The organism is Geomonas edaphica, from assembly GCF_004917075.1.
In the GTDB taxonomy this organism is placed as follows: domain Bacteria; phylum Desulfobacterota; class Desulfuromonadia; order Geobacterales; family Geobacteraceae; genus Geomonas; species Geomonas edaphica.
Map to the genome: position 1 here is coordinate 320,466 of NZ_SSYB01000003.1, position 25,189 is coordinate 345,654.

The 25,189-nt window shown below is 58.2% G+C and carries 22 protein-coding genes and 1 riboswitch; of the genes, 13 read left to right on the forward strand and 9 right to left on the reverse strand.

The window, feature by feature from the left end; all coding sequences use genetic code 11:
- Positions 1-54 precede the first annotated feature (54 nt).
- The 4 genes from dxs (at position 55) to E8K79_RS10505 (ending at position 4,069) form a co-directional block, all read left to right on the forward strand.
- The gene (gene dxs, locus E8K79_RS10490) at positions 55-1,962 is read left to right on the forward strand and encodes a 1-deoxy-D-xylulose-5-phosphate synthase (protein ID WP_136514698.1); all 1,908 of its coding nucleotides are present in this window, start codon (positions 55-57) and stop codon (positions 1,960-1,962) included.
- Positions 1,963-2,082: 120 nt separating this feature from the next.
- Positions 2,083-3,081 (forward strand): adenosyl-hopene transferase HpnH, encoded by a 999-nt coding sequence (hpnH, locus tag E8K79_RS10495; protein WP_135870511.1) that lies wholly within the window; start codon positions 2,083-2,085, stop codon positions 3,079-3,081.
- Between the two features lie 384 nt (positions 3,082-3,465).
- Positions 3,466-3,744 carry a cytotoxic translational repressor of toxin-antitoxin stability system gene (locus E8K79_RS10500; RefSeq protein ID WP_136514699.1) on the forward strand — a complete coding sequence of 93 codons (279 nt, stop codon included), beginning with the start codon at positions 3,466-3,468 and terminating at the stop codon, positions 3,742-3,744.
- The gene (locus E8K79_RS10505) at positions 3,713-4,069 is read left to right on the forward strand and encodes a helix-turn-helix domain-containing protein (RefSeq protein WP_136514700.1); all 357 of its coding nucleotides are present in this window, start codon (positions 3,713-3,715) and stop codon (positions 4,067-4,069) included. Before E8K79_RS10500 ends, E8K79_RS10505 begins: the two co-directional genes overlap by 32 nt.
- A gap of 139 nt (positions 4,070-4,208) precedes the next feature.
- Here the strand turns inward: E8K79_RS10505 and E8K79_RS10510 are convergent, their stop codons facing one another.
- The 5 genes from E8K79_RS10510 to E8K79_RS10530 all read right to left on the reverse strand — a co-directional run bounded on the left by E8K79_RS10510 (position 4,209) and on the right by E8K79_RS10530 (position 10,806).
- A complete protein-coding gene (locus tag E8K79_RS10510; protein WP_136514701.1) occupies positions 4,209-5,414 on the reverse strand; it encodes a hypothetical protein in 1,206 nt (401 codons plus the stop codon).
- Complete coding sequence (locus tag E8K79_RS10515; RefSeq protein ID WP_136514702.1) at positions 5,411-6,355, reverse strand: DUF2157 domain-containing protein; 945 nt, start codon at positions 6,353-6,355, stop codon at positions 5,411-5,413. The genes E8K79_RS10510 and E8K79_RS10515 overlap by 4 nt, the downstream gene beginning before the upstream one ends.
- A 63-nt stretch (positions 6,356-6,418) precedes the next feature.
- Positions 6,419-7,000, reverse strand: coding sequence for an antibiotic biosynthesis monooxygenase (locus E8K79_RS10520; RefSeq protein WP_136514703.1), 582 nt, complete (start codon positions 6,998-7,000; stop codon positions 6,419-6,421).
- 237 nt (positions 7,001-7,237) lie between these two features.
- On the reverse strand, positions 7,238-9,085 hold the full coding sequence (locus E8K79_RS10525) for an outer membrane protein assembly factor BamB family protein (protein ID WP_162604648.1): 1,848 nt from the start codon (positions 9,083-9,085) through the stop codon (positions 7,238-7,240).
- Entirely contained in the window at positions 9,082-10,806 is a 1,725-nt protein-coding gene (locus E8K79_RS10530) for a DUF3592 domain-containing protein (RefSeq protein WP_136514705.1), read from the reverse strand. The genes E8K79_RS10525 and E8K79_RS10530 overlap by 4 nt, the downstream gene beginning before the upstream one ends.
- Positions 10,807-10,981: 175 nt before the next feature.
- Between E8K79_RS10530 and E8K79_RS10535 the strand changes: the two genes are divergently transcribed.
- Positions 10,982-11,356 carry a low affinity iron permease family protein gene (locus E8K79_RS10535; RefSeq protein WP_135870499.1) on the forward strand — a complete coding sequence of 125 codons (375 nt, stop codon included), beginning with the start codon at positions 10,982-10,984 and terminating at the stop codon, positions 11,354-11,356.
- Positions 11,357-12,040: 684 nt separating this feature from the next.
- Here E8K79_RS10535 and E8K79_RS10540 read toward each other — a convergent pair.
- Positions 12,041-13,228 (reverse strand): hypothetical protein, encoded by a 1,188-nt coding sequence (locus tag E8K79_RS10540; protein WP_136514706.1) that lies wholly within the window; start codon positions 13,226-13,228, stop codon positions 12,041-12,043.
- 215 nt (positions 13,229-13,443) lie between these two features.
- Between E8K79_RS10540 and E8K79_RS10545 the strand changes: the two genes are divergently transcribed.
- The 3 genes from E8K79_RS10545 to E8K79_RS10555 all read left to right on the forward strand — a co-directional run bounded on the left by E8K79_RS10545 (position 13,444) and on the right by E8K79_RS10555 (position 15,343).
- Entirely contained in the window at positions 13,444-13,998 is a 555-nt protein-coding gene (locus E8K79_RS10545) for an NADPH-dependent FMN reductase (protein WP_136514707.1), read from the forward strand.
- A 153-nt stretch (positions 13,999-14,151) separates the two neighbouring features.
- A complete protein-coding gene (locus E8K79_RS10550) occupies positions 14,152-14,484 on the forward strand; it encodes a hypothetical protein (protein ID WP_136514708.1) in 333 nt (110 codons plus the stop codon).
- A 271-nt stretch (positions 14,485-14,755) separates the two neighbouring features.
- On the forward strand, positions 14,756-15,343 hold the full coding sequence (locus tag E8K79_RS10555; RefSeq protein ID WP_246043793.1) for a hypothetical protein: 588 nt from the start codon (positions 14,756-14,758) through the stop codon (positions 15,341-15,343).
- Between the two features lie 71 nt (positions 15,344-15,414).
- Here the strand turns inward: E8K79_RS10555 and E8K79_RS10560 are convergent, their stop codons facing one another.
- Together E8K79_RS10560 and E8K79_RS10565 are read right to left on the reverse strand one after the other, a co-directional pair.
- Entirely contained in the window at positions 15,415-16,152 is a 738-nt protein-coding gene (locus tag E8K79_RS10560; protein WP_136514709.1) for a C40 family peptidase, read from the reverse strand.
- Positions 16,153-16,365: 213 nt separating this feature from the next.
- Complete coding sequence (locus E8K79_RS10565) at positions 16,366-16,572, reverse strand: hypothetical protein (protein WP_136514710.1); 207 nt, start codon at positions 16,570-16,572, stop codon at positions 16,366-16,368.
- A gap of 346 nt (positions 16,573-16,918) precedes the next feature.
- Positions 16,919-16,995, forward strand: a riboswitch (cyclic di-GMP riboswitch).
- Positions 16,996-17,066: 71 nt separating this feature from the next.
- Here E8K79_RS10565 and E8K79_RS10570 point away from each other — a divergent pair.
- Positions 17,067-19,148, forward strand: a complete 2,082-nt coding sequence (locus E8K79_RS10570) for a coiled-coil domain-containing protein (protein WP_136514711.1) — start codon at positions 17,067-17,069, stop codon at positions 19,146-19,148.
- A gap of 2 nt (positions 19,149-19,150) precedes the next feature.
- Here E8K79_RS10570 and E8K79_RS10575 read toward each other — a convergent pair whose 3' ends face one another.
- A complete protein-coding gene (locus tag E8K79_RS10575) occupies positions 19,151-19,366 on the reverse strand; it encodes a GSU3473 family protein (RefSeq protein WP_136514712.1) in 216 nt (71 codons plus the stop codon).
- Between the two features lie 388 nt (positions 19,367-19,754).
- On the opposite strand from E8K79_RS10575, the gene E8K79_RS10580 reads away from it, so the two are divergent.
- The 4 genes from E8K79_RS10580 to E8K79_RS10595 all read left to right on the forward strand — a co-directional run bounded on the left by E8K79_RS10580 (position 19,755) and on the right by E8K79_RS10595 (position 25,177).
- A complete protein-coding gene (locus E8K79_RS10580; RefSeq protein ID WP_136514713.1) occupies positions 19,755-22,514 on the forward strand; it encodes an OmcA/MtrC family decaheme c-type cytochrome in 2,760 nt (919 codons plus the stop codon).
- A 94-nt stretch (positions 22,515-22,608) separates the two neighbouring features.
- Positions 22,609-23,913 (forward strand): porin, encoded by a 1,305-nt coding sequence (locus tag E8K79_RS10585; RefSeq protein ID WP_246043794.1) that lies wholly within the window; start codon positions 22,609-22,611, stop codon positions 23,911-23,913.
- Positions 23,913-24,347 (forward strand): cytochrome C, encoded by a 435-nt coding sequence (locus E8K79_RS10590; protein WP_136514714.1) that lies wholly within the window; start codon positions 23,913-23,915, stop codon positions 24,345-24,347. The genes E8K79_RS10585 and E8K79_RS10590 overlap by 1 nt, the downstream gene beginning before the upstream one ends.
- On the forward strand, positions 24,335-25,177 hold the full coding sequence (locus E8K79_RS10595) for a cytochrome C (RefSeq protein ID WP_136514715.1): 843 nt from the start codon (positions 24,335-24,337) through the stop codon (positions 25,175-25,177). The genes E8K79_RS10590 and E8K79_RS10595 overlap by 13 nt, the downstream gene beginning before the upstream one ends.
- Positions 25,178-25,189 lie beyond the last annotated feature (12 nt).

Here is a 25,189-nt window from a genome sequence, read left to right on the forward strand (position 1 = left end):
ACAAGCTGGTTTTGCTTTTCGCTTCTTAACCGTTACGGGTTCTCAAGGAGATCCATGTACACACTGCTAAGCAAGATAAACGGTCCCGACGACCTGAAGAAGCTGGATGCCGAGGAGCTCACGCCGCTCGCCGACGAGGTGCGCAGCTTCCTCATGGAAAACGTGGCCAAGACGGGCGGGCACCTCGCCTCGAACCTGGGCGTCGTCGAGCTCTCCATCGCGCTGCACTACTGCTTTAATTCCCCTAAGGACAAGATCGTCTGGGACGTCGGTCACCAGGCCTACACCCACAAGATCCTGACCGGGCGGCGCGACAGCTTCCACACCCAGCGCTGCTACAAGGGAATCAGCGGCTTTCCTAAACGCTCCGAGTCCCCCCATGACCCCTTCGGCGCGGGGCACTCCTCCACGTCGATCTCAGCGGGGCTCGGCCTCGCGGTCGCGAACGCCCTCAAAGGGGGTGACGCGCGCTCCATCGCCGTCATCGGCGACGGCTCACTCACCGGCGGCATGGCGCTCGAGGCGCTGAACCAGGCGGGACACCTCAAAAAGAACCTGATCGTCGTCTTGAACGACAACGAGATGTCCATCTCGAAGAACGTCGGCGCCCTCTCCTCCTTCATCTCACGGAAGATGACCGGTACCTACTACCGGAACCTGAAGAAGGAGATGGAGGGACTTCTGGCCGGCATCCCGGCCATCGGCGGCAACATCCTGCACTTCGCCAAGAAGGCGGAAAACTCGCTCAAGGGGTTCCTCACCCCGGGGACCCTTTTCGAGGCGCTCGGCTTCGAGTACGTAGGCCCCATCGCCGGGCACGACATCCAGAGCATGCTCGCCGTCCTCGAAAACGTGAAGCGCCTGGAAGGGCCGATCCTCGTGCACGTGATGACCAAGAAAGGGAAAGGCTACGCACCGGCCGAGGACATGCCGGACAAGTTCCACGGCGTGGCCCCCATGAAACCCGCGAGTGCGGCCCCGGCCAAACCGGCGCCCCCCTCCTACACCCAGGTCTTCGGCGACACCCTGGTGAAGCTTGGCGAGAAGGACGACAAGATCCTCGCCATCACCGCCGCCATGCCCGACGGCACCGGACTCACCCCCTTCGCGAAGCGCTTTCCGGAACGCTTCTTCGATGTGGGGATCGCCGAGCAGCACGCGCTCACCTTCGCGGCCGGTCTCGCCGTAGAGGGATTCCGTCCGGTCGCCGCGATCTACTCGACCTTCACCCAGCGGGCCTACGACCAGGTGTTCCACGACATCTGTCTGCAGAAGCTCCCGGTCACCCTGGCTCTTGACCGCGCCGGTCTCGTCGGCGACGACGGCCCGACGCACCACGGTGCCTTCGACATGTCGTACCTGCGCCACCTCCCCGAACTCACCGTGATGGCCCCGAAGGACGAGAACGAGCTGCAGCACATGCTGAAGACCGCCATCTACCACGGCCGTCCCATTTCGCTTCGCTACCCGCGCGGCGCGGGTTACGGCGTCACCATGGACAAGGATCCCAAGGGGCTTGAGGTCGGCAAAGGCGAACTCCTCGTCGAGGGGAGCGATCTGACCCTGGTCGCCATCGGCTCCACCGTCTACCCCGCCCTCGAAGCGGCATCCATGTTGAAGCAGAAAGGGATCTTCGCCTCCGTGGTGAACGCCCGCTTCGTCAAGCCGCTCGACCGCGACCTTATCCTCGCCCAGGCGGGCCGTACCGGCTGCGTCGTCACCGTCGAGGAGAATGCACTGATGGGTGGCTTCGGCAGCGCCGTACTAGAGGCGGTAGCCGACGCAGGGATGACCGCCGTGCGCGTGAAGAGGATCGGGATACCCGACAAGTTCATCGAACAGGGAAGCCAGGCGCAGTTGAGAGCCGACCTCGGCATCGACGCCGCAGGCATCGCCGCCACCTGCCAGGCCTTCCTACAGGGTGCGGGAAGCGCGCATCCCCAGCTTACCGTAGTGAAGTAACGCAACTTTGAAGCGGACCGACAACTAGAGCGGGACAGGCTGAAAGAAGAGTAACCTCGGCCTGTCCCGCAGCCGTGTCAGAAGCAGAAAAAAACCAGAGACGAGAAGGATAAATCTACGATGCGTTTTCCGATGCGATTGAATTACGACCTGACCCGCTACATCATGAGCAACAAGATGAAAAAGGTGGAGAAGTATCCCCTGGTTCTCATGCTTGAGCCCACCCATCTTTGCAACCTCGCCTGTTCCGGCTGCGGCAGGATCCGCGAGTACGCAGACACCATTCAGGAGATGATGACCCTGCAGGAGTGCCTGGACTCGGTGGACCAATGCCCGGCACCGGTAGTCACGATAACCGGCGGCGAGCCCTTCCTCTACCCGCACATCTTCGAGCTCATCGATGCGGTCCTTGAGCGCGGCAAGCACATCTACCTCTGCACCAACGCCCTCTTGCTGGAGAAGGCACTCGACACACTGAAGCCCCATCCGAACTTCGTCCTGAACGTCCACCTGGACGGCATGGAAGAGACGCACGACCGCATCCTGGAGCGCCCCGGCACCTTCAAGATCGCCATGTCCGCCATCAAGAAGGCCAAGGCGCTCGGCTTCCGTCTCTGCACCAACACCACCATCTTCAAGGAAACGAACCTCATCGAGATCGAGATGCTCTTCTCGCACCTGCGCGACACGGGCGTTGACGGCTTCCTTGTTGCCCCCGGCTTCGGCTACGAAGCGGTAGGCGAGAAGCTCTTCTTGGAGCGCCGCGAGATCCAGAAGAAGTTCGAGGAAGTGTACGAGATGAGCAAGCGCTTCCGTTTCTTCTCCACGCCGATGTACCTGAGGTTCTTGAAGGGCGACAAAGATCTCGAGTGCACCCCGTGGGGGAACCCGACCCGCAATCCGCGCGGCTGGAAGGCCCCCTGCTACCTGATAACCGACGAGCACTACGGCAGTTTCGCCGAGATGATGGAGAAAACCCAGTGGGACAAGTACGGCGTAGGCAAGGACCAGCGTTGTGCCCAGTGCATGATGCACTGCGGTTTCGAGCCGACCGTCGTCTCCGAGATCGGCAAGAGCTGGAAAGACATGTGGGAAATGTTTTTGTGGAACCTGTCCTAGTTTGGACTTTGATCAACGTTGAAAGACGAGAAGGGGCAGCCGCAGGGCTGCCCCTTCTCGCGTTTGTAATGTCGGCTGTTCAAATCTATAATCCCAAACGCCCCTGCGCACCGCGCCCCTGTCCTATACCGCCCCGGCAGCCTGAATTTCTAGGTTGGGGTTTGATACACAAATAAGGTATATTATGAGTTATACGGNAGTTTGGACTTTGATCAACGTTGAAAGACGAGAAGGGGCAGCCGCAGGGCTGCCCCTTCTCGCGTTTGTAATGTCGGCTGTTCAAATCTATAATCCCAAACGCCCCTGCGCACCGCGCCCCTGTCCTATACCGCCCCGGCAGCCTGAATTTCTAGGTTGGGGTTTGATACACAAATAAGGTATATTATGAGTTATACGGTTAGGCTGACTCGACAGGCGAATAAGCAGAAAGAAAAGCTGCCAGAAAAGGCGAAGACCGCTCTCCTCTTCCTGCTGCACGAGATATCGAGATGTGGGCCAGTCAGAGGCGACTGGCCGAATTATGGAAAGCTCAGCTCCCAAAGACACCACTGTCATATCAAGAAGGGAAAACCTACTTACGTTGCCGTATGGGAAGAGATCGGCGGAGAAATCAACCTTGTGGAGCTAACTTATGTTGGAACGCACGAAAAAGCCCCCTACTGACAAAAAAGCAGAAGCCCGCTTCATCGGCAGTCAGGACGAGATCAAACTGCTCAGAAGCTACGCCAAAGAGATCGGTGTACTGGAGTCAAACGAGTACGTTACCATCGAAGAAGCCTTTCCGGGCTATGCGGAAAACGCTCAAGGGATGGCGCTGAAAGGTGCACGGCACAGGGAGGGGGTGACTCAGAGGCAGCTCGCGGAGTTGACGGGTATTCCGCAGAGGCACATCTCGGAGTTGGAAAATGGCAAGCGGCAGATGGGAAGAGAATGGGCCCGAAAGCTGGCCGAGGCACTCAACGTAAACGACTACAGGGTCTTTTTATAATCGAAAGTCAAAGGTTTACCTTTTTTCCAGAGGCTAAGGACGTTGTGGGGCTCTCCCCTCTGCCATCTGTGGTGATAAAAGTAGCCCGTCCCCTTTTCACTTCATCCTCTCATCCTAATCCCTTCTCTTTTGTGCGTGACTAATAGCCGCCAGATGCACCGCCTCCTCCGAAGGTGCCGCCGCCCGGTTGGAATCCCTTGGGCTGCGACATCCTGGGCTCCTGAGCGAGGGGCTGGATTGCCGCTAGCGCCTCGGCATCGAGACCATAAAGGCGCGGTTCGAGAAGCGATTCGGCGGTAAACGCGCCCCGGCAGCGCTTCGAACCGGCGCGCAGCCAACGCAGCAGGCCGAAGGCGAGGCCGACCACCAAGAGCCCTGCAGTCGTCAACTCCTCGGGAAGATGCCCGAGATGTACGTAGTACTTCAGGGTGAGGATCGACAAGATGGCGGATACAACGCCGAACCAGAGCAGTCCCCGGTCGCGGCGGCCGATTCCCATCGCCAGGGAAGCCATCGGCAGGATGGCGGTAAGCAGGGCGCAGATGTCATCGCTCCAGGAGAATATCGATTCTCCCGTCGTCCACCCAAGCCATTCCCGCCAGAGGAGTCGGTGAGCAAAGAGGTTCACGTCAAGGTAGATCCCAGCCCAAGCGGAGATGCGCACTGTTTCCAGAGACCAGACGTATCCCCGGTGCAGGCTGTCACGGCGGCCAAGTCGCCGCTGCGCCCAGATAGCCGCTGTACCGAGCATCAGCAGGAGGACTAGGCGAGTCAGGTGCGGCTGCTGCCAATGGAGAATGTCTGCAAGATGGAAGGGAAGGCCGGCGAGGGCGAGCATCGCCCCGAACGCCATCAGGGCATAGCCGTAGCGGACCGTCAGCAGAATCGCACCGGCTAGGAAGATCATGTGCGCCGTCAGCAAGGCCAGACGTTCAGTATCGTGCCCCCAGTCATGGGCGGGGATGGCGACCGCCAGGGCGAGCATGCCGACCGCCAGCAGTAGCAACGCCTCCTCGGCCCCACAGCGGTAGAGGCGGCGACCGGCAATGAGTTCGTGATCCGCGACCCAGGCGCAGAGTGGGGCGAATATCAGACACAACAGGGTGAAACCGGTTTCCTCAACCTTTAGAATTACGGCGGGCATCGCCACGAGGGCAACCACTCCGACCACGGTGAACACGGCGAGGAGGATGCGAATGAAGAGGTTTACCCGCACCAATTCCGGACGATAGCGCTCTGCCACCGCAGCGGCCTGCTCCGCGGTGATCATCCCGGCCTCCTTCCAGCGCCGGGCCTCCTCCACCACAGCCACCCGGCGCTCACCTTTCTCGTAGAGGTCGATCATACAGCACTCCCGAAACGGCGATGCAAGGCCACCAAGGCCGTTAGCAGCGTCACCGCGCTGACCAGAAAGTAGAATATGATCCCTTCACTGCTCCAGTGCCCCAGATCAAGCATGAAGATAGTGATACCGACATAGCCGTAAAGGACGGCGTAGAGGAGGAAGGCGAAGCTACGCTCCCGGAGGGCGTAGAAGACGCTGCCGCTGCCGGTCAGCAGCAATCCTGCAAGATAGGCCGAGCCGGCGGCGCGAGAGCCGACCCCGGCTACCAGGGCGGTGAGGAGTACGTTGACCCCGAGGTGCAGATGAACGGGAAGGAAGTGACGTTTCCAGCCAAGCCGGGTCTGAGCCGCCCCCGCCGCAATGACCAGGGCTCCAAAAAAGAGAGCGCTTTCGCGCAAAGCACCATCCCATAGCCCCGAACCCAGGTGGCTGGTTTTGACCCCGAGCCAGGCACCAAGGGTGGAGAGGCCCAGGGAGAGGACCAAGCGGTTATCGAAGTAATGGGCGCAGAGGAGATAGATCAGGGCGGAGGCCAGCAGCCACCAGTTCCAGTATTGGGCGAGGAACTGGTAGCGGAGTTCCAGATACCCCTGTAGCGTCCCGAGGAGGAGGCAGCCAAGCAGGAGGACGTAGTCGTAGGCCGCGTCGGGCGTCGCGAGACTTTCGGGGGAGAAACCGCCACCGTGGCGCAGGCAGTAGGCAAAACAGGCCACGCACCCCAGGGCTATCGCCACGAGCAGGGTGAGGTGGCCGATGGAGGCAAAATGTTCGGCGACAGGCAGACCGAGTCCGGTAGTCAGGATCAAAATGCCGCCATAGAGGAGCAGCCGCAGTTCCCAGTGCACAGAAAATAGCTCTCGACCGTAGATCCTGCGTAGCAGCGCAGCCTGCTCTCGACTCAGGATTTCGCTACTCTCAAGATCATTCAGTGCCTCTTGCACCTTTGCCTCCCTTCATATTCTTCGATGGGCAATGCATAATTTCAATGGCGTCCCCCTTCTCCCCTATCTTACAAATAACCATCGCTGAACAAGCCTTGTATAGCGAGGCATTACTACGTACACCATAAGGAAGACGACAACTCCAGTTACTGCCAATGTAGCTAGAAAACGGTTATTGGGAGCCCCAAGGTAATCCATAATTGGATTAACTACGAACGGCATACTTAACGCTAGAGGATAGATGGCTGACCATGTAACCAGAAACTGTTTCCAGCGTACCGGTATCTTGGCTTTCGCCCCCACTGGTGTAAACCAGAAATCCAGCCCGCTACTGATAAAGAAATCGTCGTCGGTCACAAACAGAGGCCGTACCTTTTCTATCAAACGAGCGCGCGTCGGAGATTCCATCCACTCTCGCAAGTGCTCTTCGGTATCGAATCGAATGATGACCGTATAAGTTTCAGTCAATCCCGGTATTGGACGAACGATGTGCCAGTCCAAATGACCTGGCGAAGCTTTGCAAAGAGGCGCAATCTCCTCAAGCCACCCTTCGTATTCTGCCTGCTTGTTTTCCCGCAAGCGATGAGTAATAACAACCGTCGCGCCGTCACCGTTTTTCCTATCAGTCGATAACTCTGTGCTCATGTTTTTTCCTCTCTTCAGGGCCGGAGGGGACGTGCTTGAGTTCCTTGAGGGGAAGCAGGGGGACACGTAAACCTGATAAGATTCCAGAGAACAAACTTATTGTCTTACGGGTCCACCACGTTTCTTATACAAGCTACCAACGCCCCCCACTCCACACGTACTGCTCTCGGGAGACATCGCCCGCAACGGCCTCATGGCGCCGAGAACGCCAACGCCCCTCGCCTACGCCACCGCATTTCAATGAACATTGATCGCAGTAAGCGTCGTCGTAGAGCCTTGTGCGCTGTACCCCTCAATATAGAGGATACCGCGGGGAGACAGCGCAAGATTCCCCGCCGACGGGTAACTCCACACCACGTGGTGCGTCGAGCGATCGATCGCGTACGTCGAGAGATTCGTGCTAACGATCACGGCATCCTTCGTGAGCAGAACCTCGCTCACGAATCTCGTATCACCCGATGCAGGAGGCGCGCAAGACCAGATCAGCTTACCGTCAGCCTCGGAGCGCGCTTCCAAGCGCAACGGATTGTTGTTAGCCACGTAGACAACTCCACTGTCGTAAGCAGGCGTCGACGGGTAGACGCCCCTGATGCTCCAGTCGACCGTGTTTGATACTAAATTGAAGTGCACGAGCGAATTGCCTATATCGCCGCCGTTGAGATTGCTGTTGCCGTACACCGCGGCGAACACTGAGTTGGCAGCCCCCAGCACGGCCGATCCATTAATTATGTAAATGTAGTTCGTGAATGTTGTGTCTGTGATGCTTGCCTTGAGCGTACCTAGGACCGGATCGAACACACGCAGAGCATCACCAGTGTAGACGTACACCGAGTTGGCATCGACTGCTGGGGTCCAAGCGGACTGCTGGTCGGCCCCCGCGAAATATAGCCGATCCCCTTGGAAGTTGAACGCGTACAATCCACCGTACGTGCCCGCGTTGGTATAGACTCCCGATGACCCCACTGTGGGAGCGAGGTAGTGTTCCCACTGGGAGGACATGGCGGATTGGAATAACTTGGAGCCGGTCATGGCATCCAAGGCGTACATGTAAGTCGATGATTGTTGTCCAGCCGCCACGTAGACGACGCCATTGCTGACGGCGGGCGGGTTTACAGAGGGATTTGGCAGTCCGCTGAAGCTGTAGCTCCACAAAGTGGATCCGTCGTACTCGCTGCGAGCAGTGACCGCATCGTTGCCTGCCATGTAGAAGTTCCCACCCTCCGTTGTCACTGTGGCTAGGTTGCACCAGCTGTTGTAATAGAGGAGCGCAGGGACTGAGATCTGCCAACGCGTACTGAACTGGTTGGGGTCCAGCCTTACAGGAACATATCCCGTATGGGCGGCATTGCCCTGAAACGTGGCCCATTCGGAGGCACCCTGAATAGACGAAAGCGCAGTCAAGTGATTGCCTGGCCACGCACCGCCCGAATCGAGGACGTTCACCGTGTAATTTACCCACACGCTCGGCATCTTCTGGGGCCTTGTGCAAGCGGCATCCGTGTATAGGTTCACAACAACCTGCCCGGTATGGAGGCCCGTGCTCACGGAACTCAGGGTCGAGAGCTCGAGAACGTAGTTGCCGGCGCTGGCATTCACCGTAACAGGCACACTGAAAACACCGTCTGGATCAATAGCCTTTGCGTAGACGTTGCCACTAAGACCTGTGGATGCGGCGTTGAGCGTCACGAGCGGAGCGACCGACGTACTGGCCACCACCATCCTGGAGACGGAGACCACAGGCACTACGGTGAGGCTCAAGTTGGTCGTTGTGGAACCGCTTGGTCCAGTAACCCTGATCGTATAATCAGCGGTTTTCGCGGCGGCTACAGGCGTACCTGAAATAGAGCCCGTTGTCGCATCCAGTACCAGACCGGCAGGCAGCGAAGGGGTCACACTATACGATGTCGCCGTACCGGTGATCGTCGGCACCAATGACGATATAGGTTGTTTCTCCCCGTAAACCTGGGGCGAAGCATACGACGCTTGCGGCGCCGCAGAATCTCTTGGAGAACCGCCTCCACCGCCGCTACACCCTGCCAAAATTACGGTGCAAATTACTACAACCCATAGGCTGACCGCTTTCACACCCGCCCTCCCGGTCTCATTGATGGTGTATGTGAAGACAACGTCGGGACGCTTACCCCGCATACCTGCTGCAACTGTCTGGCAATCTCCTCGGCAACAGTTCTCCCTTCCACTCCGTCTCCTAGGGTGATGGTCGTGCCATTGCCGCAATCGGCCGTGATCGTATAAATCAGTTTCGCAGATGTTCCTGTGCCGCGGGCCCCATACTTCACGATTTCAACTCTCCTGATTTGAGCAGTCTCTATGGAGGAGCTGTTGATAGGGATGCCTAATAGCCGACGCACTACGAACAGTTCGCCTGCTCCTACTGTCACCTGAAGCGAGTTGCTTAAGAGCCATACGGCATAAAGCAGCAAACCAGCGCCGATCATGCCAAAAATGGGCAGGACCACGAGTCCCATTCCGGGCGATTTGAACATGAAGATTGATACTCCACCCAGAAACCAGCAGCTGAAAAATACGCACAGTAAGCCGGTCTTCAGATTCCTGCGGCAAGGATAGCGGAACATCAGTCTTTCGCCTTGACGATTGACCTGTACTGTCCCAATAGGGAGCTCTTCGCATGGCATCAGGTCAGGAGCTAGCGGCACGTTCAGACTGGATGTCCTAGGCGATTTGTCCCGGATCACCGGAATGATAAAGCTTCGATCCAGGTCCAGGCCGGGAAGTTCGGCGGTGATTCTTAGCGTCCAAAGATGGGAATCGCTGCTTGGCGGCTCGGTGGCTGGAACGGCGACCCGGAACGCGATCTGTGTGCCGGCAGGCCCAAGCGTTGGCACAGCGCGGCCAGCCTCCTGCCATATCAGTTCCTTACGGTTGCCATCACGGTGCTTTATAACCTGTTCACAGCAGAGAAAAACTGAGAAGACATTGCCGCTGCTGAAGTTGATCGGAAGATCGATTGTACCGCCGGCCTCTCCGCCGATTGCAGCGGGGAACGGGTCCATCCGGAGCTGGATATCACCGAAAATCCGTATCTGAAGTGTCCTTCTAGCGGCTTCCCATAGGAGCCAGAACCCAACCAGCGGGAACATCAGCCCGATTGCCGCCAGACGATTGCCTTCGTAAATGACTGCGTTGAGGCAGATGAATCCAGTAGGCAGGGCTATGGCGTTCCAAACGGCGGCAAACAGCCAGAAAAATGCCCCTTCCCTGCCGGTGGACGACCTGATCGTTGCCAACTGCCAGTCCGATTCAGCCTGCCACTCCGGCACCCCCTTCTGCAGCAGCGCCTCTTTCTTTTCCGCATCCTTTACGGAACGGCGAATGGCATAGATCATCCCCCCGCCAATCCCGCTGAAAGCAAGTCCGAGGGCTGAGAGGATTATGACCGGCATCCAGAGGGGGATGAAGCTCTTGATTTCGGCGTTCCCCTCGTTTGCCGGGTCGTAATAGACCTCTAGCCGCTGCCCGACGTTGTATGCCGATTGACTGCCGCTTATCTGGGAAATGAACCTGATCAACCGACCATCCGGGGTATTAAAGGTGATTGAGGGGGCGTAGGTGATCGATTTAGAGCCATGTTTGGCCACAAGATCTTCCACAGTTCCTGTGGTAACGGCTGCATTCCGTATGAAGATGAGTGTCTTTACCGCCTTGACTGGGGCATAGAGCAGACAGCAGCTACCAATAACGAAAAAGATGGAGAGGAAGAGATAGAGAGGCCAGACCTTATGGCTTGTTTTGGCGGGCATGCGATTAGATGTGTTAGTAATTGCCATAATTTTGTGCTCTACGATAGGGCCTGTCCCCTTTTCCTCAGGGCCGCCGGGGACTACAGGCCTTGTTTTTTAGATTCCAGGACCTGAGTCAGGACCGGCTCTCGACAGCTAGATTCCACATTCCAAAATTTCTGTAATAATAAAGATCAGCATTAAAGCTCGTCAAGGAGGTCACATGCCACTGAAAGATACCTTTCATACCTTTGCCCGTTCGTCGGCAGAGGCGCTCGGCTCCCCCTATGCGTTCGCGATCGCCATCGCGATTTTACTAGTATGGGCGGGCATGGGGCCAATTTTCGCATTTTCAGATACCTGGCAACTCATCATCAATACCGCTACGACCATCGTCACGTTTCTGATGGTGTTTCTTATACAAAACACACAGAACCGTGATGCACGGGCTCTTCATCTCAAGCTCGATGAGCTTCTCAAAGCACAGAAAGGCGCAAGGAACTCGCTTGTAGACCTGGAGGATTTGTCCGACCATGAACTGGACCGTCTCCAGGCCGAATTTGAACGGATAAGAAAGAAAAAGTCCCCTGAGAAATAATTCCCCGCCACGTCGCATTAGCCATGGGAGCTGAAATTTTCCTGATTCCCCCTTCCACACGACTGCGGATGAAAGATACCTGCGGTGCGATATCCTGTGCTCCAGCCCCCGCCCACTTCTCGAAATTTCATCTAACGTGATGTGCGTGTTATCAATCGTGGTAAACGTGTTATCCATCGCGTTGTATGACTTATCCATCGCGTTAGATTAATCATCCATCGCGGTGTATGACTTTTATATTGCGTTAGATTAATCATCCTACACGGTATATTAATCATACACCGCGGCATATTACTCGTGCATCGCAGTGTATGACTTCTACATCGTGTTAGATTAATCATCCTACGCAGTATATTAATCGCATATCGCGGCATATGAATCGTGCATCGCGATGTATGACTTCTCCATGACGTTAGATTAATCATCCATCGCGGCATATTAGTCATACGACGCAGTACATTAATCATCCAACGCGGTGCATAACTTATTCATCGCGTTAGATTAATCATCCATCGCGGTGTATGACTTTTCCATCGCGTTAGATTAATCATCCTACGTGATGTGCGACCTATCTGCTGGAGTGTACGGGTTTCCACCCAAGGATGTAGAGATCGGGAGGCGGGCAAGATAGTAAGATGTGCGGGGCGGAGCCCTGACAATTGTACATCGTGACCACGCCGTACCCTAGAGGTCCTCCGCGGTGCTCGGCAGCACGCCGCAGGCCTCGCGCAGCTGACGTGCAACTTCCTCGGCTACGCGTCTTCCTTCCACGCCATCTCCAACGGTGATGCCGGTGCCATCACTACATTGAGCCGTGATCCGGTACAGCAGCCGCGCACAGGGGCCTGTACCGTGCGCGCCGCTTCTCACCGGCTCGACTCTCCTGACTGCAACTGCGGCGATGCGGGATGCGGGGAGGGAGAGCCCCAAGAAACGGCGTACTACGTTCAATTCACCGGCACCGGCGCTCACTTCTATGGAGTTCCCCGACAGCCAGACGGAATAGAGCAGCAGGCCACCACCGATCAACCCAAACAGAGGCAGCATGACGGCTTCCGCCCCAGGGTTCTTCACCACGATAATGACGACGCCACCCAAAAACCACGCACTGAAAAATGCGGAGAGCAAGGCGCTCTTCGCATTGCGCCGACAGGGAAATAGCAACTGCACTCCTGCGGGGTGATGTTGGATTCGGACCGTGCGGGAGGGGAGATCCATGGGGGGCTTGAGCTCGCAAGCCAGGGGAACCGCCAGTTGGGAGCGCTTAGGCCGACCATCACGCAGCACTGGTATGATGAAGCTTCGGTCGAGCTCTAAACCAGGCAGTTCCGCAGTAATCCGCACTGTCCACACATGCACGTTGCTGCTCGATAACTGATTGGCGGGAACGGCAAAGCGGAACGCGATTCTTGTGCCGGCGCCAGCAGGCATCGATGTGGCGTAGCCTCGCTCATCCCACATCAGTTCCATGTGGGTGTCATCATCTCTTTTGATGCCTCTCTCGCAGCGAAGGGAAACAAGAAAGACGTTGTCGGGGCTGTAGCGGACGGGGAGGTCGATACTCCCTCCGGCTTCGCCGCCGATCGACGCAGGAAAGGGGTCCATGTGCAGGCGGATTTCGCCGAGGTCCCGCATCTGACGCTTTTTCTTGAATGCCTGCCAGAGCAGCCGCAGCCCCACCAACGGAAACAGCAGGCCGAGTGCCGCCAACGCCTCGCCTTTGATGAGCGCATTGAGACAGATGAAGCCGGTGGGTTGCGCGATGGCATTCCATAAGATGGCACCCCACCAGCAAAAGGCTACCTCCCGGCCGTTTGCCGGTGGTATCGCCGCATCCCCGGTCGTCGCCTGCTCGTGGTCAAACCGGATCATGAAAAGGCTCCCCCCTGAACCAGATTTTTTCCTACAAGTCTTTTAATTCTTTTTCATTTTCCTGTCAAAGAATATCTAAATATTCAGTTATAAACCCCAACCAATTTGGCCGGGCAAAGAAAAACTGACATCCTTAAGCAGCAAAGCAAACAGGAGACAAAGTGCTATAGTCATATCTGCGGTCGATGTCTCAACAATCACAGGAGGAATTGAAGATGGGTCAACACCAGATTGGAGTAATCGTGGGGAGTCTGCGTCGGGATTCCATCAACAGAAAGCTTGCCAATGCGCTGGTAAAGCTGGGCCCTGCGGAGTTCTCTTTCAAGTTTTTGGAAATAGGTGACCTGCCGCTCTACAATCAGGATGATGATGACAAGCAGGCCCAGTCGGTGGTCCGACTCAAGAGCGAAGTAAAAGGATGCTCCGGTCTCATCTTCGTGACGCCGGAATACAACCGCTCCATGCCGAGCGCGCTTAAAAACGCCCTCGACAACGCCTCGCGCCCCTACGGGACGAGCGTCTGGACCGGCAAACCGACCGGCATCCTCGGGGCATCCATCGGACAAATTGGTTCCGCTATGGCACAGCAGCACCTGCGCAACACGCTCGCCTACCTAGATGCACCGACCATGGGGCAACCCGAGGTGTTCATCCAGGTGAAGGATGGCTTCTTCGACGGGGATGGGAACATCGCACCCCCCGACACCGTGAAGTTCCTGCAGGGGTGGATGGACCGCTACGTCCAGTGGGTGAAGCGGCACGCAGAGTAAACCTGTGACAAATAATAATATGGCGCAGAGAAGAAGGCCCCTGTCGTATAGCCGGGGGCCTTCTTGTTCCAGATGTGTGACTCAAAGCCTCGGACTCGACTAGCAGGTTCCCTTTTACGGGTAAACATGCTATTAATGAGCGCCGAGAACTCTATGAGAAGTGACCGCATCCCCCATATTCGCCCCCAGATTCTGGTGATACTCCTGGTCGTCCTGTCCCTGTTCTGTGCAGGCGCACGGGTGCCCGACCTCTCGCGCCCCTATCGCCCCAAGCCGCTACATCGCGTCACCTTTGAACTCCAGCAGAAGAATCTTTCCAGCCAGCTTAAGCAGCACCACGACCTGGTCGCCGTGTTGCCGAAGGTGGTCGAGGCCGTTGCCGTCACCTGTTACGGCGCCGTTGTCGAGTCCACCCCAACGCTGCACCGCTCCCCCGCCGTCATCCCTCACTCCGGCCGTGCCCCTCCTGAACAACTCCAAGGCTGATCCACACTGACAATTCGCATCCTACGCCGCCAACGTCGGTAAAGGAAATGCCGGCTCACGCCACGGCACCGGCACAGTACCCGAATGCGCCACGCACAGCGCTTGGATCATCGCGTCCGCGGCCTAAGGGCCGCATGCGCGCGTTAAGCGCCCGAGCCGCGTAGGTGCACCTCTGCGTGGTGCACTGCTCCCGCCATGTTGCCTGCCGGGGCGGCCGAGCCAACGTCTGCGCATCTCCTGCGCTGGACGGCAAAGCTTTATGGAGAACCGCATGAAAAGCAGTATTTTGATCTTTCTTTTTCTGATGATTTTTCTGATGACTTTCGGCATTCGGACCTCTCATGCCGCCTGCAACTGCGAGGACTGGATGGACCGGGGAGGATATTGCGTCGATTACGTCAAGTCGAGGATTCCCTCGTTTCCCATACCGATGCGTGACGACATGCCCACCCTCAGGAACGCGGAGGTCACCGAGGTCACCGAGGGAGACGTCGCCATTTTCACCATAAAGAGCTACTGGCATGTGGCTTATGTGGAGAGGGTGCACCGCAACGCACAGGGCGAACCGATATCGATAGATGTGAGTGAGATGAACTTCGGCGACGAGCCGACCTTCCAAGAATTCAGGTCCAAGTGGAGATCGGCGAGCAGGGAGGAGTGGAACAGGGCGCTTTGTTGCGGCATTACCGACAACTACGACGAGATCACCACACGTAAGAACGTGGATATAGCGACGGTGCGCCAGATTTGGTCCCCCGACGATGCCGCGCGTGAAGACACTGCGCGGGGCCGTCTCAAGGCGCTCATGGGAAGGGTAAAGGAAGTAATCAACCGCTTCTACGACCTTGCGGATATCTAGTGGAAAGTGGCGTGGCGAGATGGGAACGGCGTAACGAGCTTTCCGTTACGACGACCGGGCCTGCAGCGGGCTCAAATGACGCGTTTTGCCCCCAAGTACCGGGAGCTGTAGTAGTCGCTATTCATGTCGGAGACGGTGACTTCTCCTCTCCCGGATGATGCGTGGATCATCTTGCCGTCGCCAAGATAGATGCCGACGTGCGACGGATAAGAGGCGTAGGTCTGAAAAAAGACCAGGTCGCCCTTTTGGAGGTCGCCCGGGGCGACATTGCTGCCAACGGTGATCTGTTCGCGCGCCGTCCTGGGGAGGTTTATGTGATGAGCCTGGAAGACCTGCTGGACGAAGCTCGAGCAGTCAATGCCGCTCGCCCCTTCCCCGCCGAAAAGGTAAGGGGTGCCGAGGAACTCCGCGGCAGTCTGGCTGATGCCGTCAGCCTCGGCGTCTCGTGTCGTAGAAGTTGCCGGCATCGACGCCGTCCACTCCTGCGCTTCCGCCGTCTCCAACGCCGCGGTACTACGCATTTGCCTGCCGGGTATCTGGTCGAGCCCCTGCAGGAGCGCAGCAATGGCCCGCTCGCTCTGGGTGGCAGTATCTTGGCGATCGCCGGACAGGGCAAGGGTACTTTGCATCATCTGGATACGGAGGAGTTCTGCCGCGGTCTGCGGCGATACCGACTTCGCCTCTTCGGGGGCGCTCATCGACTGTAGCAGGGACTGGAAGTCCGTAGTGACGGGGTCGTTCTTCTTCTGTAAGCGGACATCACGCGGCGATGCGGGCACGGCCTGTGTCTGCAGCGGGTTGATTGCCATTCATTTTTCCCATTCGGCCGGGTCCGCACGTGGGAGACTCAGCCGGTTTTTTTGACGCGGAGTCAACGCTCCGTCACCGACAAAGGTGTTCGGAGCCATAATCTACCGGTTTTGCCGGCGAAAGTGATCGGTTCCGCGTCAGGTATTGCAATTTGGTAGCCAACTTGGCCTGGGGAAAAGTGCTATTGATTGGCGGGAATAGTGAACGGGGTTTCAGTCGCCGAAGGCTTCGCTGTCGAAAATCTCTTGGGACTCGCGTGAGGCCTTTACCACGGTCCCCCGGTACAGTATGTACTGTCTGTGGCAAGCGCATGAGTATGACAGTTTCACACTCCAGTGAGACTGGACGTAACCCGGATATTCGTTGCGCAGGCCGCACTCGCAGGTGAACCCGCTTTCGTCGTGCTCTATGTCAGCCATGACTTCCTCCAGCCTGCCACCACAAAAGAATGAAGAAACCAAAGAGATACTATCGTGCCGGCATTTATCCTTCTGGTATATGAATCATATTACTAGAGACAGTGCGGATAAGTCCCATTAAAAGCGATGACTTTTTCCGTATACGATTCTATGCGCCCTCCTTCGAAAGTCAACTTCGCCGCTCCAAAATGACAGGAATTTTGTACCTGTCCACTTCGGATCATCCCGTCGTCCCGCACCCGTTTCTGTAGACAAAAGGCCATTGCTTTACCATATGCAATTAGGGTAATGTATTCAGGCTCCTACATAAAGGGTTCCCTCTGTGGGTGCTCTCATACCGACCGATACACGACAATACTAAACCATCCGCGAGGGTGGGGCGGAAAGCCCATTGGGTCTCATGCAGACAGCCGGGTTGCCGAAATATCATTTATAAGGCGACGCGGTTTTTTTCATTCGGTAACCGATAATTTCATACGGGTACTGGAGGTCTCATGCTGGCACTGGATAGCACCATCGGCTGTATCGAAGTCGCGGAGTCCGAGGTCCTCGACCTATTTCGCTCCGCCCCCGTCACCAGAAGTTCCTCGCCTGGCTCCCGGCCCGAATCGATGGAAGCGCACGTTTGCGCCCTAAGGAAGAAGACGCTGGTCAAGGTCTATCTCGCCTTTGTCGTCAATGACCGCAAGGTCTTCGTCTATACGACTTCCGGAAAGGGGACAAGCGAAGCCGAATACTCTCGTGACCTGGAAGAGGCTCTGGAGTGTGCCAAGGGCATGGGCTTTTCACCTGAGCGCGTAGACCTAAGCTACAGTCCCGCCATGCGCGAGGTAGTCGTACGCAACTCGAAGATCTTACGCCTCCCCGGGGCTAAGGGGGCAGCCGCGTTAAAACAGGGGCTGGCCGGAGCGCCCACCCTTCCAATCGCCCAGAAGACTTTGGTAAAGGACACACCGCAGTCCACAACACCCCCCTCTACACTCCTCTCTCCTACCATACCGGTACCACCGGCATCCCGACCAGAAGCATCGGAGCCAGTCAATCAGTCGAAGACCGAGGCGAGCAAGGCGCACCAGGCCCTCCTAGCTGAGCGCGACACCCTTAACACCCAGTTGCAACAGCTCTCCTTCCAACGCCAGCAGGACGCTGAAGAACTATCCACGGCAAGAAAGGCTTGCGCCGCCCTGACCGCGGAGAAAGAGGCAATCCTTAGTCAAGCAAGGCAGGCAGAGGAGGAGCTTCGCGCAAAGGAAGTCCAGACAGCCCGGGCGCTTAACGAGGCGGCCGATCTGGCGACGCGGCTCGATGAACTGACGCGGCAGCACGCCCGCACGGAGCATGAGCACGAGGCCATGGTGGAGAACCTGGCCCAGGCCAGACAGGATCTGGCGCAGCTTGCCGAAGAGCGCGAAACGGCACTCGAGTCGGAACGAAAAGTAGGGGCACTGCAGCGTGAGACGGCCGCGAAGCTGGAAGAGGCCCACCGGGAGATCGCACGGCTCAGGCGGGAGAGTGAGGATGCGTCACAGCGGTTGACCACTCTGACGCAGGAGAAGGAAGCTCTGGATCAGGAATTCGCTGAATTGCACCGTGTCCTCTCCGAAGCGAGAGCGGAACAGGATGCCGCACAGGAGCGTGCCGCCGTGCCGGAGGAGCAGAAAGCGACCGCCGAGGCGGGATCCGAAGACCTGCGCGGAGAAATCCAACGGCTTGGCAATGAAAGGGATGATGCTCTAAGGCACGCCGCGGCCTCGGAAGAAAAGCTAAGCTTCACCGAGACTGAACTGGCCGATCTGCGTAGGGAACTGGAACGGGTCCAGGCGGAACGCGATCAGGCCCTTAGGCCAACGGCTGCACCGCACGTGGAAGAGAGCCCCGCCGATAACTGGCCTTACCGGCCGCACATCGAGTCCCCCAAGGTGCAGCAAAAGGACGAAGGGACGCGGCAAGTTCCTCTCCCCCTTCCCCCGAACCCGGCCTTCAGCGAAGTGGTGCGCTTCGAGGAATTCGATGTCCCGCAGCAGCGTGAGCATGACTGGTCCGCATCGCACCCCTCAAGTGGCGCTTCGACAGACGCCGATCCAGAGTTCCCGCCGCCCGGCCAGGAGGAGCCTTTCTTCCTCCCCTTGGGCGAGCTTGCAGGGGGCGGCTTCGCATCCGGAGCAGACGACGGGGCACCGGTTCTGTTCATACTGGAAAGCGGCCTCTCGGTCATTGAAGTGCGGAGTGCGGAGGACGTGCTGGAACTGCACCAGTCCATCAACAATGCCTATCTATCGCCGGAAGGAACCGGAGGCCAGGAAAACTGCCGGGGGTATATCTGCTGTTTGCGCAAAGGGGAGACGAAAGAGGTCTTCGCGGCGATCTATGGAACGCAGAGCAAGCGGACCAGGGTCTACCTCCCTGAAGAGCAGCCGCACGATGACGACTCATATGCGAGAACGGTGAGAGGGGCCATCTGTTTTACCGAGGATGTCGGCTTGATGATGGAGCCGGTACCGCTTGATGCATCACCCGCTAAAAGGGTGGAGCGTCTCAAGCGATGCCCGGCTCTGCGTTTGAAGGAACCTGCCTGAAGCTAGGACTGCAGATTTCTCTTGAAAAGGAAGTCGCTCCACCGCTCCCCTGATCTGGTAAGGGGTTGCTGCGATTTTCTGATCGGATCACGCCCGATTTCAACCCATCCCGAGGACCTCAGAAAGGCGATGATTTTCCTCTCCCGGATTAGGTAGTCCAGCATATAAGAAGGGACATTCTTCTCTTCTCCGTTTTCAAAAATCACCGTAATACCCATTTCTAACACGCTCCTTTGTAACCGGTGAAACTCCTCCCGCCTCCTTCCTCATGAATCATTCTCATCGACCAGTGTCATTCTAGCCTACTCCGGCTATCTATTCAACAGGACATCGTCTTCTACGATACCACGCATCGCCCACCCCAATAACCACAGATTGTCCCTCCGCTCACGCGCCCTCTTTTGAGCTCCCAAAAAACCGCCTCAAACCGCTTGCCATTTCATGAACAACTGCTAAGTTTCTTCACTGTGTTTGAAATCACTAATAAAACTGAGGAGGTGCTCACATGAACGTGACGGTCTATGACAGCTCATAAGCCACCCTCCCCCGCTCTCACGGAACACTCTGATCCGGTTATGCAGGCCAGACCCGAGACAAGGAGGAATTATGCTACGCAAGGTTTTAGGGAAATTCTCGTCTTTTTTGATTGCCTCAACCGCTGCAGCCGCACTTTTCCTGGGCGGCTGCGAAGGGGACAGGGGGCCCAAGGGGGAGCCCGGTGCACCCGGCGGCGCCTTTACTAACCTGAGCACCGCCACCACTGATCAACTGGCAAACATCACCTTCGACCAGAATGCCAGCACGGTTGACAGCGTCACCATCCAAAGCCCGCCGGTAGTCACCTTCACCCTCAAAACGACCAGCGGCCAAGCCGTCGAAGGGATCGGAAGCAGGGACGCCTCGTCGGGGCGGTTAAACAACCTCGGCTTCTCGCTCGCAAAACTGATACCCGCCTCGAATGGCACGCCTTCGCACTGGGTGAACTACATCGTGACCACCGTCCCCACAGGCGGGGCTGCGGTAGCCGCCTCCAGACCAACGTCCGACCGTGAAGGGAAGCTCGAATATCTGGGCAACGGCAAGTACCGCTACACCTTTGCCCGAGACATTAAGCTGATCCAGAGCCAGGTGAACGCCATGACCTTCACCGGCAGCAACCGCAGAAACGACCTTGGCGATCTCACCTACGATCCGACAAAGACGCACCGCCTCGTAATCGCCTACGGCGGAAACATCCCCGGCACGAGCCCGGCCGTCGCGTACAAGAACGCCATCAACCTCGTCTACGACTTCGTTCCGGCTACTGGGACCCGCGTGACCTCTTCAACCACGAACGCGGCGCAGCGCAACATCGTGCTGACCAAGTACTGCAACGAGTGCCACGGCAACCCGGGCGATCCGAATAACCTGAACGAACAGGGGTGGGGGTTAGGTGTCACCACGCCTCACGCCGACCGGGTCGACACACGCTACTGCGCCATCTGCCATACGAGTCAGCGCGCCTATGGAAGGGCGATCTCGACCGCCACGAGCGGCGCCTTCACCGGCAACACCTACGTGACCGCCGACGTGAGCACTGCGGACCCATCGACGGACGAGACTCAGATCCTGGGCGAGTTCGTGACCATGGTCCACAAGATCCACATGGGCAGCAACCTCACCCAGACCGGCTACAGCTATGCAGGGGTCCACTTCAATGAGGTCGCTTACCCGCAAAGCGCCGCGCTTTGCCGCAAATGCCACCGCGCCGACACCGCGCAGGAGCAGGCAGTGACGCCGCAGGGCAACAACTGGCGCACCATGCCGAGCAGAAAGGCCTGCGGTGCCTGCCATGACAACGTACACTTCTCTACCGGCACCATCACTGAGGGCACCACCACGATCACGCATCCGGTGCAGTTGAACGATGCGAGCTGCAACGCCTGCCACACCCCGACCGCAATCACCGAATCACACGCACAGCAGATTGTGACGCCGCTCAACCCTGAAGCGCCTGCAGGGCTCACCAGCTTCACCTACGAGTTGGACAAAGCCACAGTCGATGCGAACAACAACCTGACCATCAGGTTCCGCATCCTGAACCAGGCGACCGGCACGCCAATCACCCTGGCGACCCCGGCTGCAGGACTCACCACCGCTCTTCCTGGCTTCAGCGGCAGCCCGACCTTCCTTCTGGCCTACGCGAAGCCGCAGCTCGAGACCGACCCTGCGATCCCGGCTGACTACAACAACCTAGGGAAGGTCGCGGCACAGCCGGATGCGATCTCCATCGCCACCCTGCTCAATACAAACAACGCCGCGACAGGCAGCATCTCGGCTCCGGACGGCAGCGGCTACTACACCGCGACCATCAACGCCGCCTCCGCCTTCCCAGCCGGCGCAAAAATGCGCGCCGTTGCGCTGCAAAGCTACTTCACTCAATTGAATTTCGGCGGTGCCAACGTGGGGCGCCATACGAAGGCGGTGATCGTTCCCGTCACCGGCGACGCCGTGCGCCGCACCGTGGTTGATCCTGACAAGTGCAGGAACTGCCACGAGTTCTTCGAGGCCCACGGCGGGCAGCGCGTCTACCAGACCCAGGTCTGCGTGACCTGCCACAACCCGAACCTGACCACCTCGGGGCGCACCATAAGCGACACCAAGCTCTCCGGCTTCAACTTCTCACAGGTCCAGCTCAACATCCTGACCACCTGGGACCCGGCCTTCAACAAAACAACCGCCGGATACGCGCTCACCTTCCCCGAGTTCTCAAACAACTTCAAAGACCTGATCCACGGCATCCATGCTGGTGCAACCCGCACCGATCCGATCCGCGATGTACGTAACGGCCCGAGCGCCGGCATCACGCTCATCGCCGGTGAAGAGATCACCTTCCCGAACATGCTGGGCAACTGCGAGGCCTGCCACATCAGCCAGCAGAGCTATACCCCGGATGCGGTGAGCGCACTGACGCCAAGGGCGCTTCCGTCGACCCAGGTCACTCAAAGCGCAGCCTCTATGGCAACCCCGACCACCACCCTAGGGGACGCGCGTGCCAGCGTCCCGAACCCTGAAGACCTTGTGGTGGCGCCGATCACAGCGGCCTGCGTGAGCTGCCATGACACCCCGCTTGCCAAGGCCCACATCGTGGCGAACGGCGGCCAACTGGGCGTAGCCGCCACCGGCCCGTCCTACACCGACATAGGTGTCGCACGTGCAGCACTGCCGTCGTTGACCGAGCAGTGCGTGCTCTGCCACGGCCAAGGTAGGGTCGCCGACGTCATCACTATGCACGCGGCGAACCGCCCGACGGTGGTTTCCGTTGCCCCCACGACCTCAACCACGACTGCGACCAAAGCTCTCATCAAGAAGATGTTGAACTGGTAACAGCACGACCGGCCGGGGGCTTTGCGCCCCCGGCTTTTTCACTTTGCATTTCCCCACGGTAACCTGAGACAGCATCAAGAAAGGAGGAAATGTCTTGAAAATTAAAATTACGAAAAAGACGGGAGATCCGCCTCCCTTTGCCTCAAAGCCCATGCGGACCGTGCTTTTGTCCTGCTTCCTGGTGCTCCTTCTCCACCAGGCCGCGAGCGCAACCTCGATCTCGGGGAATTCGACCACCATCCTGCGCATGAGGGAAGGGATGGATGATGAAAACCTCTTCCCGCTTTACGAATACCTGCACCTCTCGGCAAGCGACACCACGAAAAACGGTGCAATCTCCCTGGAGATCGGCGGTTGGGGGAGGGTCGATCTGGGCGATCGTAGCTTTGACCACCGCGAAGAGGGGGACATCCAGTACGGTTTTCTGAGCTACCGCGCCAATCGGAACAACTTCCGCGTGGATGCCGGCCGGCAGTGGGTGGTCGAAGGTGTGGCCACCGAGCGTATCGACGGGCTCTCCCTGCGCAGCGACCTGGCCGCAGGGTTCACCGCCGCCGCCTTTGTCGGCTCGCCCGTGGTGACGCAACCAAACTTCAACGACGGAGATCTCATTTACGGCGGGCGGCTCGCCCACTCCGTCCCCAAGTACTATACGATCGGCATCAGCGCCTTGAGAGACGAGTCGAGCCCGGACGCTGTGCGCGAGGAGGAAGGGATCGACCTCTGGCTACATCCCATCGGCATGGTCGACATAAGTGGCCGATCAACCTATAACTCGCTCAGCGACGGGTGGATGGAACACTCCTATACCGCGAGCGTCACGCCTACGGACTCCTTGCGCTTCAGCGCCTCGCTGCAAAACGTGCATTACGACGACTACTTCTACCACGTCACCACGAGTGCACTGAGCCTTACCAACGGCATCATCCTTCCCGGTGAGGAGATGTGGAACGCGGGCGGTAGCATTGGCTACAACGCGACCAAAAACATCGCTGTTTCTGCCGAGTACAACCATTACGAGTACGACATCGCCGGCAATGCCGATTACTACGGGGCGACCGGCAGCTTTGGTACAGCGGGGGGACTTGCCGTCGGAGCCTCCTTCCATCGGATGGACGGCTCCACCAACCGTCTGCGCTACAACCAGTACCGCGTCTGGGCCGCCCAGAAGTTCGGTCCCATCGACGTCGCCCTGGATTTCTTCGATGTCGACTTCGACAGGAGCATCAACGGCAGGGAGAACACCTTTTCCCTGGCAGGCGCGGCCGGATACGATCTCACGCCGAACCTTCGGGTCGCCGCCGACCTCGACTACATCCGGAGCGCCGATTTCGACAACGAACTGCGCGGACTGGTGAAAGTCACCTACGCCTTCGGCATCGGAAAGGAGGGGAAATAGTGAAAAAGACAGCCTTGCTTGCCTTGATGCTCCTTATGCTCTCCATGCTCTACGCTTGCGCGAACACGACCAGCATCGCCCGCGTGCATCCGGAGGAGGTCAAGGGGCTTCCCAGGTGCGCCGAGTGCCACACCGACCAATGGGTGGCGCTGAACCACCAAACACAGGATTTCTACCTGAAGCACAAATTCTACGCCGCCCAGCAGCGAGAAGCCTGCAACGCCTGCCACAAGGAATCCTTCTGCGTCGAATGCCACGCACACAAGGAAGAGATCCTCCCCAGCGACAAGTACAAGGAAAGACCGGAGCTGGCGCTGCCGCACCGGGGGGACTACCTGAGCCGGCACCGGATCGAGGGGCGTATCAACCCGGCCTCCTGCCTTAAGTGCCACGGACGGCAAAACAACGAGAGGTGCAAATCATGCCACAAGTAACCAGACCAGCCCGAGCTACCGTGATGCTTTGGTGCCTGCTGCTGCTGTCGCTTGCCGGCTGTGGGGACACCAACAACCACGCAAGTTTCGACCCCGACAAGGGTGAACACCCCGACGACTGGCTCCCCGCCCGCCACGCCGTGGCTGCCATCGGCCGTCTGCAGGATTGTACGCCCTGCCACGGCACGGACCTGAAGGGGGGCATCTCCAAGGTGGCCTGCACGAGTTGCCACATGGGCAATGAGACCGACGTACATCCATTGGAATGGGGGGGATACGACTACGCCCGGCATGGTGCCTGGATCAGAGATCGCGTGGTCGCCATGGGTGTCCCGGCAGCGGACCTCACCCCCGGCGCGCTTGGAACCACCTTTACCTCCCAAGCGAAAACTGCGACAGCCAAGTGCGCTAACGTGTTCTGCCACGGCGCCGACTACCGGGGCGCCCCCGGTTCCGGCCCATCCTGTTTCGACGACCAGCCAGGCGTCGTCGATTCCAGCTGCCACGCGGGGAACGCCTTCTCCTTCCACCCGCTGAGCTGGTTCCCGGCAAGGCTCACGACAAGCCCCGGCATCGCGCCGACCATCCTCCCCGCCCACGGCGCTTATGTGCAGACCTACGGTGCGGCAGAATGCTCCATACCGGTATGCCACGGCACCGGGACACCGCCGACCATATCCGTCGGCATGGGCAGTACTCGGATCACCGGCACCACCCCAACAACGCCGAACTACCAGAGCTACGGCCCGGCCTTCACCGGGTACACCACCGCGAGAACACAGGTCTTAGTGACCAATACCGGACGTCTCTGCGCGGCGTGCCACTTCTAAAAAGTCGTACTG